Genomic DNA, 13,502 nt, shown 5'->3' on the forward strand with positions numbered 1-13,502 from the left:
CACCTACCATCGCCGACAAGCCCGTTGCTGTCGCCGCACCAAACGTGCTCAGCAAATAGTCGGTGTACAAATCGAGTTCTTTGTTCTTCATGGCGACAGGTTATCGTATGCACTGCGTAACATCAGTCAATAATAAACCCGGTGCTTTAGCCCCAAATAAGGGTAATGTTCGTTCAACTCGTAAACAGCTCTTCGCTAGTCGCCACTGCTGTACCCAGTTTGCCCACCACCAGTCCCGCAGCCTTATTCGACCAACGCATCGCTTGTGCCAAGCTTTCACCCGCCGCCAACATCACTGCCAAAGTGGCGATAACGGTATCGCCTGCCCCTGAAACGTCAAATACCTCCTGTGCCAGGGTGGGTTCATTCGTCACGCCCGTCGCGTCAAACAAGCTCATGCCTTCTTCAGAGCGGGTCACAAGCAACGCATCCAAACCGAGTTCTGCACGCAAGTGCTGGGCTTTTCGACCCAACTCCGCATCATCTGCCCAGCGACCTGTCACCTGGCGTAACTCCACCCGATTGGGGGTCAGTAATGTCGCACCAGCATAGCGCCCATAATCCTCCCCTTTCGGGTCGACCAGTACAGGCTTGCCCGCTTTGCGCGCTGCCTCGATCATGCTGGTTACATGGGTCAAACCACCTTTACCGTAGTCAGACAAAACCACCACGTCATGCGCAGCAAGCGCAGCCCGGTATTCGTCCAACTTGGCGGCCAATACCTCATGGCTGGGGCTGTATTCAAAATCCAGGCGGATAAGCTGCTGCTGACGGGCAATAACACGCAGCTTTACGGTAGTAGTGATGCTGGCGTCTCGATACAGATTGGTAGTCACCTTATGCTGGCGCAACAAGTTCTGCAGGGCTGTCCCCGCCTCGTCATCACCCACCACCGACAGCAATGTCGCCTGCCCCCCAATCGCAGCAATATTGCGCGCCACATTTGCAGCACCACCCGCGCGCTCTTCAACGCGACTGATCTTGGCGATAGGCACCGGCGCCTCGGGTGAGATGCGTTCCACATCACCAAACCAATATCGGTCGAGCATCACATCGCCCACGATCAGGACGCGGGACTGTGCGAGTTTCTGACGAAGATCTTCGTATTTCATTGTTGTTTTGCCTTACCAACCCAGTGACAACCAGGCATTTAGGTATCCATAAAACGAAGGCTCAGTATCGAACCCGAACCGTCCAACAGTTAGCTAACGCTATTAGAACCTGTCTAAAATTTCGATAATTGAAGCGATACAGCACTAGAAATGACGCCGAGGTGCTGACTTTCCATGTGCAATGCCCGTTTTGGGGGCAACTTTGCTTTGCTTCACGCTGATTTATGAGACTTGAGACAGGCCTTGGACTGCCAAACTGGCATTGATCGTCTTTAAGGTTCCGATGGGATCTTTACTCTGCGTTATCGGGCGGCCAATCACTAAATAGTCTGCCCCTGCTGCCACAGCAACCTCGGGTGTCATGATACGGCTTTGATCCCCCGCTACACTACCCGCAGGCCTAATGCCTGGTGTAACCAATTTGAAATCAGGGCCGCAAAGTCGCTTCAAAACAGTGGCTTCCTGCGCAGAGCAAACCACCCCATCCATACGGCAGTCTTTCGCCAACCGGGCCAATAAAGACACTTGGATTGCAGGTTCCGGCAAACCAAGCTCTGCCAGTTCCTTGGCATCCATACTGGTCAACACGGTCACAGCGATCAACAATGGTTTATGCGCTTCGCTATCGACTGCATCTCTCGCAGCCAACATCATTGTACGCCCACCCAAAGCATGCACATTGACCATCCAAACACCGAGCCGGGCAGCGGACCGGACCGCTTGCGCCACCGTGTTGGGAATGTCGTGGAATTTCAAATCGAGAAAAACATCGAAACCACGCCCTACAAGCTGTTCAACCAACTGTGGGCCGGCGGCGGTAAAGAGTTCCTTCCCAACCTTGAGACGACACAGCGCAGGCGTGACTTTATCGGCAAAATCCAGTGCAGGTGCAGCTTCGTGGTAATCCAGCGCAACCAGAATCTTGGGGTCGTTCGACATACTTACTGCTCTTTCTGAAATTGAATAGGGAAGGCTAAGAACCTGTCTAAAGTCTGCTACGCGTCGGCAATATGGCGTTGAAAACACCCTCGGAATGCTCATTTACCACTTGTAAACTCCGCTTCCTCAGCTGTTTCCGCCTTATCTTGCCTTAGCTCGCGAGACTTTAGACAAGGTTCTAAGAACCCACTTTGCATCACCAACCCAGCCGGTCTTCACGCTTTGGTTTGGCCACGCGCAGGCAAAAAGCTTTCCCAGTCGTTGCAGGCCGGGCACCGCCAAAAATACTGGCGCGCTTTGAAACCGCAGGATGCGCAGTGGTACATGCTCAAACCACGAGTCGCTTCCTGCGTCAGACGCTGCATGGTTTCCAACTCGGCTCTGCGCTCGGGCGGCGATGTCTTAGTTTGGGCATCCTGTAATTTCAACAGCCCAGACATGGTTGGATTGCGGCGCAACTCTTCTCGCAGCCACTCATAGGCTGCCGCATCCGACTCGGTCGCCCCAATCCGCTCGACCACAATATCCAGCATATCCAGCTCTGGATACGTAGAAAGAAAACCCTTCAAGAGCGCCGTGCCTTCTTCCGCTTTGCCCAGCTTGTCATACGCCTCCAGCAACTTCCGTGCGGCAAAAGGCAAGAAACGATGATCCTGCGACTCAATCTTCAACCAGGCTTCAATTGCAGCAACGTAATCCCCGTTACTGACCGCCAGCTCACCCAACAACAAGTTAGCCCGGACACACTTACGATGCTCAGCCAATGCCTGCTGTAAATACTGTCGCGCCTCTTGCGGTTGCGAGCGCGTCATCGCCCCCGTCGCTAACTCACAATAGAACTCCGCAATCTCATGCTGATAGGTATGACTGGTATCACGCAGCTGCTGGGCTGTCTCAATCGCCTTTATCCATTCTTTTTCCTGCTGGTAGATATCCAATAGATGGCGGCGGGCAGCACGTGCGAAGTCTGTATCATTCAACTGACCAAACAACTCTTCCGCTCGATCAAACAACCCTGCCTTCATGAAGTCGAGCGCCAACTCGTATTGGGCCGATTGCTTCTCATATAGCTTTAGCTCCGGCCTGCTCAGGAGCTTTTGGTGCATACGGATAGCACGTTCAATCTCCCCCTTCTTACGGAACAGGTGACCAAGCGCAAACTGGAGCTCTATGGTTTCACTATGGTTACGGGCAAGGTCGACAAATACCTCCACGGCTTTATCGGTACGTTCACTCAACAGATGATTCAGACCCTCAAAATATTGCCGCGGCAATAACTTTGAATTGGCTAACAGATGACGGATATCAACCCTCGCTGCCAGCCATCCCAAGCCAAAACACAGCGGAAACAAAATGAGCCACCAGGCTTCAAATTCCACTTAAATATCCTTATTTGATTCAAAGCACCGCATCAAGCGGCACCACCGGTTCCACTTCATTGGGTGCAGTGGGTTTGGCACGCAATCTCTTCTGACTCTCTTGCAGCTGACGCCGTAATCGTCGCTGAGAAAGCAACATACTGCTGACACCAACCAATACGCCAAGCGCAAAGCAAAGCAGAATCAAAACAATCAAGGGAAGACGCAGCTCACTTCTGAACAAGCCATGTACCGAAACCAGCTCGGCATTGTTGAGCGCAAAAGCAAATAACAGCAGGAAGAGAACAATCCTGGCAAACCAAGCTAGGTAACGCACTGGCAGCTCCTTGGACGGGCAAGGCCGCTATTTTAACCGAGCAAACGATACCATTGCGGCAAAACTACTTACTTCATTACCCTGCCAAAACACTTTACAAAGAAAAACGCGGCATCTTGACGATGCCGCGTTTTTCTACTGCTGAAAGCTCAGGTCTAGTCAGAATTAATCCTGACCATCCACACGCTCCCTTAACTCTTTGCCAGCCTTGAAGTGGGGCACATATTTCTCTGGTACCGCGACTTTCGTCCCGGACTTCGGATTGCGTCCCACCCTTGGCGGGCGGTAATTCAGGTCAAAGCTGCCGAAACCCCGAATCTCGATACGCTGGCCGCTGGCAAGACTAACTGCCATTGCGTCCAGGATCGTCTTCACGGCCAACTCGGCGTCCTTCGCCACAAGCTGCGGATAACGCTCCGCAAGCTTGGCGATCAACTCGGACTTGGTCATGGGGCTACCGGAAGGCATCACGACTTACTCTTGGTTGCCCGAGAGCTTCGCCTTCAGCAATGCGCCCAGACTGGTCGTGCCGGCATTGCCCGTAGCTTCGCTGGATAGCTTGGTCATGGCGCTGGAGTCGTCTGACGAATCCTTGGCCTTGATCGACAAGTTGATCGAGCGATTCTTGCGATCAACGTTGATGATCATGGCTTCAACTTCGTCGCCTTCCTTCAGCACACTAGCGATGTTTTCAACGCGGTCGCGCGAAACTTCGGTAGCACGCAGGTAGCCTTCCACTTCTTCGCTCAGCGCGACGATAGCGCCCTTGGCATCCATCGACTTGACGATGCCCTTGACAACGGCACCCTTGTCGAAGGTTGATACGAAGTTGTTGAATGGATCACCTTCCATCTGCTTGATGCCCATGGAAATGCGCTCGCGCTCGACATCGATCGACAACACCAGGGCTTCAACTTCATCGCCCTTCTTGTAATTGCGAACGGCTTCTTCGCCAGTCTGGTTCCATGAAAGATCAGACAGATGAACCAGACCATCGATACCGCCAGGCAAGCCAATGAACACACCGAAGTCGGTAATCGACTTGATGGCACCCTTGATCTTGTCACCCTTCTTGTAGGTGGCTTGGAAATCGTCCCAAGGATTGGACATGCACTGCTTCATACCCAACGAGATACGACGACGGTCTTCATCGATCTCCAGGATCATCACTTCGACTTCATCGCCCAACTGGACGACCTTGGTCGGGTGGATGTTCTTGTTGGTCCAGTCCATTTCGGAAACGTGCACCAGACCTTCGATACCTTGTTCGATTTCAACAAATGCGCCGTAGTCGGTAATGTTGGTGACCTTGCCGAATAGGCGGGTATTTTGTGGGTAACGACGACCCAGGCCCACCCACGGATCTTCGCCGAGCTGCTTCAGACCCAAAGAAACGCGATTCTTCTCTTGATCGAACTTCAGCACCTTGGCAGTTACTTCGTCGCCAACGGTCAACACTTCGGACGGGTGCTTCACACGACGCCATGCCAAGTCGGTGATATGCAACAGGCCATCGATGCCACCCAGGTCTACGAATGCGCCGTAGTCGGTGATGTTCTTGACGATACCCTTGACGGTAGCGCCTTCGGACAAGGTGGACAGCAGCTTTTCGCGCTCTTCACCCATGGTCTCTTCCAGCACGGCACGACGCGAAACAACCACGTTGTTGCGCTTACGATCGAGCTTGATAACCTTGAACTCGATGTCCTTGCCTTCGAACGGCGTAGTATCCTTGATCGGGCGGATATCGACCAACGAGCCCGGCAAGAAAGCACGGATGCCGTTGATCATGACAGTCAGACCACCCTTGACCTTGCCAGAGATCAAACCGGTCTTGATGATCCCCTGTTCTAGAGCCTCTTCCAAATCAATCCACGCAGCCAGGCGCTTGGCCTTATCACGCGACAGCTTGGTCTCGCCAAAGCCATTTTCAACGTTTTCGATGGCGACTTGCACAAAATCACCAACCTTAACGTCGATCACGCCTTGGTCATTCTTGAATTCATTGATGTCAATCAGCGACTCGGACTTCAAGCCGGCATTAACAATCACAACCTTGTCTTCGACCGCAACAACCTCAGCGGTGATAACTTCACCAGCGCGCATTTCCTGGCGCGCGAGGCTTTCCTCGAAGAGGGCGGCAAAACTTTCCATAGAAGAAACTTCGGTAGTCATTTCAGATTTATCCAGATAGCCCACGTGTACTGCCTGTGGGGTCAAAAGTTAAAAAAGCCTTCCTTGCATTGCGCAAGGGTTAGGCACCTCCGACACACCGATCTGGCATCGGTCTGACGGTTTGCCTGCATTAGTTGGCGGATATCTCCCGCCAACCATCAAGCACAATCTGTACAGCCTTCTCAATACTCATTTCCGTCGTATCAAGCAGCCGTGCATCTGCAATTTGCCGAAGCGGCGCAACGGCCCGGGCTCGGTCTCGCGCATCGCGTTGCTCAATATCCAGCAAAATCCGCGAGATTGTAGCCTCTTCCCCTTTTGCAATCAACTGCTTATAGCGCCTATTCGCGCGTTCCCCTGCGCTGGCAGTCAAAAAAATCTTCAACTGGGCTTCGGGAAAGATTACCGATCCCATATCTCGCCCATCTGCGACCAAGCCTGGCGCTCGGGCAAAATCACGCTGGCGCTGCAGCAATGCCCTGCGTACCGAGGGCAAGACCGCCACCTTTGACGCACCTTCGCCAACCGCCTCCGTCCGGATCAGCTCCGTCGCATCCTCCCCTTCCAAAAGGATCATCCCCTCCAGAAATGCCACATCCAGACTGGCGGCAATCGCCGCGACGTTTGCCTCATCACCAAGGGCAACGCCGTGCTGAGTCGCGGCCAATGCCGTCAACCGATAGAGCGCGCCCGAATCAAGATAATGCCAACCTAAAGCCGCTGCGACGCGAGCAGCAACCGACCCCTTACCTGAAGCAGAAGGACCATCAATGGCAATTATCGGAATAGCACCCATACAACACCCTGCAAAGATTGATAGTGAAGCGTCTCGATTCAACCATCTTCAACGGCCCCGCTCTTGATATAAAACCCATTTCCGCGATACAAAGACAAGAATTATTGTCGGCGCCAAGTACTTCCCTGTGCCCCATCCTCCAACAAAATTCTGCTTTGGAGCAATACCTCTCGGATTCGATCCGATTCAGCGAAATTCTTTGCTTTACGCGCCTCGGTCCGCGCGATGATCAAGGCTTCAACTTCTTCAGCTGATATCTCTCCCTCACCACCTGGGCTGCCTTGCAAATACGCCTCTGGGTCGCGCTGCAGCAAACCGAGAATACCGCCCATACCCTGTAACTGCGCGGCTAGCCTGCTATCATTGGTGCGATTTACTTCTGCAGCGAGTTCATACAAGACAGCCACAGCCTCAGGCGTACCAAAATCATCATCCATTGCTGCCTTGAAGCGGCGGCCGTAATCACTCTCCCAGTCGATGGGCGTACGATCAACCGGTGGGCAAAGCTTCAGCGCTGTGTAAAGACGATCCAGGCCCGCCTTAGCATCCCGCATCAACTCTTCAGAATAGTTCACAGGACTGCGGTAGTGCGTGCGCGCCAAGAAGAAGCGAATCACTTCACCGTCAAAGTGTTTGAGCACATCACGAATAGTGAAGAAATTACCCAACGACTTCGACATCTTCTCGCCTTGGAGGCGCACAAAGCCATTGTGCAGCCAGTAATTCACATAATTGTGGTCATGGCAGCCTTCACTTTGGGCAATCTCATTCTCGTGATGAGGAAATTGCAGATCCTCACCGCCACCATGAATATCAAAATGTCTACCCAGATGGTGTTCTGACATTGCCGAGCACTCGATGTGCCAACCGGGCCGTCCCTTGCCCCACGGAGAGTCCCACTGTGGTTCGTCTGGCTTTGCTGCTTTCCAGAGCACAAAATCAAGAGGGTCGCGCTTATAGGGGTCAATGCCCACACGCTCACCGGCACGCAGGTCGTCCAGCGACTTACCCGATAACTTGCCATAGCCGGGAAACTCACGCACCGCATAGTACACATCGCCGTTTGCTGCAGTGTAAGCACGCCCCTTGGCAATCAACCCCTCAACAATTTGAATCATGCCCTGTACATGCTGTGTGGCACGCGGTTCATGGGTCGGCGACCGTAGCAATAACTTGGCGAGATCCTCCCGCATCTCTGCAATCGTTCTTTCAGTCAATGCCTCGGGCGTGATGCCTGCCTCCAGTGCACGTTTAATGATCTTGTCGTCAATATCCGTAATGTTTCGCACGTAATTCACCTCGTATCCAGAGGCATGCAGCCAGCGTACAACCACATCAAAAGCAGTCAACATGCGGGCATGGCCGATATGGCAGAGGTCATATACCGTCATGCCGCATACATACATACGTACCCTACCGGGTTCGATGGGTGTAAAGACCTGCTTTTCGCGGGCCAGCGTGTTGTAGACGGTGAGCATCAAACGACTCCGGATGATAGGAAATATTGCGGAGTGGTGATTCTAACAAGTGCGGCAAGCTAGGCAAAAAAGAGTTGGTTGGAAATTCATTCATAAGATGTCGAAAACTGTATATCAATGTTATATGATAGTTTGCTAATATACAGGTCGTATCTTGTGTAAAGCCCTTAGCAAGCGGTGCTTAGCAGGGCAAAGCACAGAAAACCGGCAAGGTGTTTGCCCCAAAGCATGGCCGGCCCATTTAAGGTGCCTACAAGTTGGTAGCGAACCTGTTCCTATGAAGATTCAGTACTCCAAGCTGCTGCAGGGGCAATGCACTCATGTCGCTAAAGTAAATTGTTCAAAGCAAGACGCATAACGGAGTTGGAGACTAAAGAAATGAAATTTCGCTGCACGCTTACGATATTTTTCCTCCTCGCTACCCCTGCCGCCGATGCTCTGGATAGCATTCATGATAGCGTCGAAGCCCTTCGTGAAATGGTCGATAGCACACTACCCGTTGGCCCATTCGCTAGCCCCCCCTACCTCGCCGATAGCAGCTTCAATAGCACTGATCTCATGCCTTGCTTAGAGGCGAAAGCTGGCTTAAAACCCATCTTTGAGACATCGAGCCCCACGCCCACCGCTCATTCTCAATGGCACAGCGATATGAAACGGGATATAGAGAGTGTGTCAACTGACAAAGAACGAGAAGTAGACCCCGACTTTAGCCAGGGCTATTTTGTTGCTACTCAGAAACTGCTAAGCAGCAAAGTCACTTCCCATACGCAGGCCCTACCGCAAAAAACTACGTCTGAGCCCGTCACCAAAGCGAGTCTTGCAACAGCAGAGCCAACGCCGACACTGGTGGATAATCTAGTAAAGCTGTCGAACCAAGCAGAGTTTGAAGTGACAGAGATACTTGTCACATCTGAAGTTTATGCAGCTGGCATTCGCAATGGGGAAATGCGGCTACTTAAAGTGATTAACGATATATTAGGCAGACACAGATTACAGTAACACCGCAATTTATAATTTTTGAAACGTTACTGGATATCGATCCAACGCATTCAGTCAAACAAGGAATGCAGGGCACTTTCAAGACAGATTAGCGTAATAAAAAAGCCGCATCTGATGCGGCTTTTTTAAAAAACACTTAAATCATCCCAAAAGCACATCACGAGAAACCCCCTGACGACGAAGCAGTCTCCGTAAGCTTTCCAGTGCTTCAATCTGTATTTGTCGCACTCTTTCACGCGTTAGCTGTAAATGCGCAGCCAAATCCTCCAGCGTACAGATATCGTAGCCATTCAGCCCGTAGCGCCGCTCAATTACCATACGCTGCTTGTCATTCAACTGCTTGAGCCAATCTCTTACATAACGCTGGATTTCCGCGTTTTGCAAGATCATCTCCGGTCCCTCCTGCTGCTCGTCTGGAATCGACTCTCCAATGGAAAGCATGGGGTCAATATCCAATGGGGCATCAAGAGAAGCCATGCGTTCGTTCAAACTCATAACGCGACGCACTTCTTCTACTGGCTTATCTACTTGATAAGCCACTTCATCCAGCGTAGGTTCACGCCCCATCTGGGCTTCCAAATGGCGCTGTGCACGCAGATAAACATTCAATTCTTTGATGACATGAACCGGCAACCGAATGGTGCGCGATTGATTCATGATGGCACGTTCGATACTCTGACGAATCCACCAAGTTGCATAAGTTGAAAAGCGGAAACCGCGCTCGGGATCGAATTTCTCCAACGCATGCATCAAGCCGATATTACCTTCTTCGATCAGGTCCAGCAGCGCCATACCACGATTGATATAGTGCTTAGCGATATTCACGACCAAGCGAAGATTATGTTCAATCATCTTCTGCCTGGCATCAAAATCACCCTGTACCACCAACCGCGCCAAACGTCTCTCCTCGTCCGGCGTCAGCAATGGATTCTGGCCAATATCATTCAGATAAATCTGTGTGACATCACCCGTCGACTCGGCAGCATAACGCTCCTTCTCTTCCGCCGGCACACCCTCTACTTCAACTTCGTCATCTACCTCCTCGCTCTGCTCCGCATCGTCAAGAAGGTCTTCGTCGAGCAACTCTTCGTCTACGGTATCAATGGCGTGGTTCATGATCAGCCCGTTGTCAGGTATTTCGATGGATCAACCGGCTTCCCAAAGCGCCGGATCTCAAAGTGCAACTTGACTTGCTCAGCATCGCTATTTCCCATTTCGGCAATCTTGTCTCCCTTTTTCACGTTATCCCCTTCCTTGACCAACAATTGATTGTTGTGCGCGTACGCTGACAAATAAGTTTTGTTGTGCTTGATGATGACAAGCTTGCCGTAACCACGCAGGCCGCTACCCGCATAGACCACTCGACCAGGGCTAGCCGCCAGCACAGGCTGACCCACTTTTCCACCAATATCCACCCCCTTGGCGGATTCGGAAAACGGCGTAATAACCTTGCCCGAAGTCGGCCAGACCCAATTGAGATCCTCTTCTCCAGAAGCGGCCGCCCTATCAACAGCAGGCTTAGACTCCTGCGGCTTGGCTTCTGCTGTTTTAAGATCAGTAGACTTGCTGTTCTCTACAACTTTCGTTGTATCTGTAACCTTGGGTGCAGATTGTTGCGGACCCTCAGCTTGGCGGGCGACGGTCGGGGCATCCGTACTGTAAGAAAGCTTAAGCGACCTAGGGTAGCTGATCGTAGCCACACCAGCGGCTACACCTGCAGTTGCAGTCGTCGCCTTCATAGGAGGAGTAACCTCCGCGTCCTGCTTGAGCGGCTTGAGTACAACTCCCGTACTTGTCTGGGCAGGCTCCTCACCTGGGTCCGTCAACCGCAATACTTGGTCAATCTTGATCAGATTGACATCTACCAGCTGATTCCAAGTTGCGATTTCTTTGTAATCAAGACCATTTTCCAGCGCAATGCTGTAAAGCGTATCGCCCGGCTTAACAACCCAGCTTTTCCCTTCTATCCCACCCGCTGCTGGTGAAGTGGCAGTCGCTACGGTGGGTGGCTTACTCGTCACAGAACCTTGTGGTTTGGTGCGATCAACCACTGGAACAGGACGAACCGGTTCAGTTGCGCAGGCGGCAAGCAGCAACACGGAAAAAAAACCGGTGGTTCGACAAACGTTCAACTCGTTACTCCCTTGTGGCGGTATTACATGTAGCGAGTGATACGGTAGGTCACCGAATCACAATGACAGTTTTATTGAAGCTAAGCAAGTCCAGGTAACATCGGCACAAATCTGACTTTCTCCAGTTTTGTATCAACAAAACCCTCTTCAGTACGTTCGATTATTCGAAGTTCCTGATTTACAGTGCCTATCGGAAAGACCATTCGCCCGCCAATTGCAAGCTGCGCCAACAACGCATCAGGCACATAAGCCGGTGCAGCAGCCATGACAATCACATCAAACGGTGCCGCTTCGGCAATGCCGATAAAACCGTCTCCATGCTTCAGACGGGCATTGTTAATACGTAGTTCACGCAAACGTAATCGAGCACGGTCCATCAATTGGGCAATCCGCTCGATTGAATACACCGTCTTGAAGAGTTGCGCAAGAACAACAGTCTGATAACCGCATCCGCCACCGATTTCCAATACCTTGTCGCGCCTTGCACCGCTGATGGCCAACTCCACCATGCGCGCCACGATATAGGGTTGTGAAATAGTCTGCCCCAGGCCGATCGGTAGGGAAACGTCATCATAGGCCCGATGCGACAGTGCTTCGTCAACAAAGATATGTCGGGGCGTATTGCCCATTACCGCCAGCACTTCTTCATTACGAATACCCTGCTGTCGCAAGCGTTCCACCAAACGGCCACGCGTACGGGCCGATGTCATGCCAATACCGGAAAAATCGTGTTTCACGCTGCGAACCAGGAAGAAAGAAATTCGAGTTGCTTAAAGGCTGTCAGATCAATCTGCAAAGGTGTGACTGAAACATAACCGTTTGCAACTGCCCAAAAGTCAGTATCTTCAGCCGCATCCTGAGCCTCCCCCACCGGGCCGACCCAGTAAATCGCTTCGCCCCGTGGATTTTGCGTCTTGATAACAGGCTCAGCCTTATGCCGACGCCCCAATCGGGTAACGCGCCAGCCCTTCAATTCGGCATAGGGTATATCGGGCACATTAACATTCAGCAATACCGCGCCGCGAATCGGGTCGCGGCATAAACGCGCCACCAAATCTTTCGCGACAAGGGCCGCGGTATCGAAATGCCCTGCCGAGCGCTTGGCCAGGGAAATGGCCACCGCTGGGATACCCAGCAAATAGCCTTCCGTTGCCGCAGCAACCGTGCCCGAATAGATTGTGTCGTCCCCCATATTGGCCCCGTGATTGATGCCGGAGAAAACCCAATCAGGCCGTTCGGCCAGCATCCCGGTGACCGCCAAATGCACGCAATCGGTCGGCGTGCCATTGACGTAGCAAAAGCCACTTGGCGCACACCGCAAACTCAGCGGACGATCCAGCGTCAGGGAATTAGATGCGCCACTACGATCACGCTCAGGGGCCACAACGTTGACCTCGCCTTGCCCTTGCAATATAGCGGCCAGCGCCGCCAGACCCGGTGCAAAGTAACCGTCGTCATTGCTCAACAGAAATTTCATGCAGCTCCCTTGCGCAGGCTATCAGCCTGCTTGTTACAACAGCCCTACACTCACGGCTGCTGCCTTGTTCCGACGCATTCTACCGTTGCAGCCACCTATGCGGAAAGCATGTGCATTACAACCTTTCCCTTCCTGAACACCTGCGCAGATAATCAACTCAGTTTCATAACTACTATAAAGGTGATTTCCCATGATTTTGAAACCTGAATTTCGATGCCTTTCCGCAGCAGCCGTGGGTTTGCTGCTTCTCTTAACAGGTTGCGCCAGCGACCGGTCAGCCAATGTCTATAACCCCTCCGAAGCCATGAGTGAATCTCGGGTACGTACGGGTGTTGTCGAATCAGTTCGGCCGGTAAAAATCCAATCCGACAGTGATCTGGGCAAAATCATAGGTGCCATCATTGGCGGTGTAGCGGCGGGTGGCAATGTCGGCAAAGGTAAAGGATCCATCGTTAGCGGCACCATCGGTGCAGCGGTAGGCGGGGCTGCCGGCAACGCCATCGGCAAACAAGCAAACAGCAAAGACGCACTGGAAATTGTCCTGCAAATGGATAGCGGCGAAGTGATCTCAATCGTTCAGGAGCCCGATGTACCCATGGCAGTCGGTCAGAAAGTACGTGTCATTAGCCAGGGGCGGGTAAGCCGTGTAGTCCCTCGCTAACACAGCGGGTTGATGATCAATATTGAGTAAGCGCGTCG

At 52.3% G+C, this 13,502-nt stretch carries 14 protein-coding genes; 2 read left to right on the plus strand and 12 right to left on the minus strand.

Features of this window, described 5'->3' with window-relative positions; genetic code table 11:
• Positions 1–173: 173 nt before the first annotated feature.
• The 8 genes from rfaE1 to cysS form a co-directional block, all read right to left on the minus strand.
• A complete protein-coding gene (gene rfaE1, locus CSQ89_RS11155; protein ID WP_099406240.1) occupies positions 174–1,112 on the minus strand; it encodes a D-glycero-beta-D-manno-heptose-7-phosphate kinase in 939 nt (312 codons plus the stop codon).
• 222 nt (positions 1,113–1,334) lie between these two features.
• Positions 1,335–2,051, minus strand: coding sequence for an orotidine-5'-phosphate decarboxylase (gene pyrF / locus CSQ89_RS11160; RefSeq protein WP_099406241.1), 717 nt, complete (start codon positions 2,049–2,051; stop codon positions 1,335–1,337).
• Positions 2,052–2,266: 215 nt separating this feature from the next.
• On the minus strand, positions 2,267–3,430 hold the full coding sequence (gene lapB / locus CSQ89_RS11165; RefSeq protein ID WP_099406242.1) for a lipopolysaccharide assembly protein LapB: 1,164 nt from the start codon (positions 3,428–3,430) through the stop codon (positions 2,267–2,269).
• A 19-nt stretch (positions 3,431–3,449) separates the two neighbouring features.
• Positions 3,450–3,746: a lipopolysaccharide assembly protein LapA domain-containing protein gene (locus CSQ89_RS11170; RefSeq protein WP_099406243.1), complete on the minus strand. Its 297-nt coding sequence runs from the start codon at positions 3,744–3,746 to the stop codon at positions 3,450–3,452.
• 165 nt (positions 3,747–3,911) lie between these two features.
• The gene (locus CSQ89_RS11175; RefSeq protein WP_099406262.1) at positions 3,912–4,196 is read right to left on the minus strand and encodes an integration host factor subunit beta; all 285 of its coding nucleotides are present in this window, start codon (positions 4,194–4,196) and stop codon (positions 3,912–3,914) included.
• A 24-nt stretch (positions 4,197–4,220) separates the two neighbouring features.
• Entirely contained in the window at positions 4,221–5,921 is a 1,701-nt protein-coding gene (gene rpsA / locus CSQ89_RS11180) for a 30S ribosomal protein S1 (RefSeq protein ID WP_099406244.1), read from the minus strand.
• 130 nt (positions 5,922–6,051) lie between these two features.
• Positions 6,052–6,717, minus strand: coding sequence for a (d)CMP kinase (gene cmk / locus CSQ89_RS11185; RefSeq protein WP_099406245.1), 666 nt, complete (start codon positions 6,715–6,717; stop codon positions 6,052–6,054).
• A gap of 101 nt (positions 6,718–6,818) precedes the next feature.
• Complete coding sequence (gene cysS / locus CSQ89_RS11190) at positions 6,819–8,195, minus strand: cysteine--tRNA ligase (RefSeq protein ID WP_099406246.1); 1,377 nt, start codon at positions 8,193–8,195, stop codon at positions 6,819–6,821.
• A gap of 378 nt (positions 8,196–8,573) precedes the next feature.
• Between cysS and CSQ89_RS11195 the strand changes: the two genes are divergently transcribed.
• Positions 8,574–9,194, plus strand: a complete 621-nt coding sequence (locus CSQ89_RS11195; protein WP_099406247.1) for a hypothetical protein — start codon at positions 8,574–8,576, stop codon at positions 9,192–9,194.
• Between the two features lie 141 nt (positions 9,195–9,335).
• Here CSQ89_RS11195 and rpoS read toward each other — a convergent pair whose 3' ends face one another.
• The 4 genes from rpoS to surE form a co-directional block, all read right to left on the minus strand.
• On the minus strand, positions 9,336–10,310 hold the full coding sequence (gene rpoS / locus CSQ89_RS11200; RefSeq protein WP_099406248.1) for an RNA polymerase sigma factor RpoS: 975 nt from the start codon (positions 10,308–10,310) through the stop codon (positions 9,336–9,338).
• Positions 10,311–10,312: 2 nt separating this feature from the next.
• Entirely contained in the window at positions 10,313–11,326 is a 1,014-nt protein-coding gene (locus tag CSQ89_RS11205; RefSeq protein ID WP_099406249.1) for a peptidoglycan DD-metalloendopeptidase family protein, read from the minus strand.
• 80 nt (positions 11,327–11,406) lie between these two features.
• Positions 11,407–12,063: a protein-L-isoaspartate(D-aspartate) O-methyltransferase gene (locus CSQ89_RS11210; RefSeq protein ID WP_199065448.1), complete on the minus strand. Its 657-nt coding sequence runs from the start codon at positions 12,061–12,063 to the stop codon at positions 11,407–11,409.
• A complete protein-coding gene (gene surE, locus CSQ89_RS11215; protein ID WP_099406250.1) occupies positions 12,060–12,803 on the minus strand; it encodes a 5'/3'-nucleotidase SurE in 744 nt (247 codons plus the stop codon). Before surE ends, CSQ89_RS11210 begins: the two co-directional genes overlap by 4 nt.
• A 190-nt stretch (positions 12,804–12,993) precedes the next feature.
• Here surE and CSQ89_RS11220 point away from each other — a divergent pair, with 190 nt between their 5' ends.
• Complete coding sequence (locus CSQ89_RS11220) at positions 12,994–13,464, plus strand: hypothetical protein (protein WP_099406251.1); 471 nt, start codon at positions 12,994–12,996, stop codon at positions 13,462–13,464.
• Positions 13,465–13,502: the final 38 nt, after the last annotated feature.

It is taken from the genome of Chitinimonas sp. BJB300 (assembly GCF_002735695.1).
Classification (GTDB): Bacteria; Pseudomonadota; Gammaproteobacteria; order Burkholderiales; family Chitinimonadaceae; genus Chitinimonas.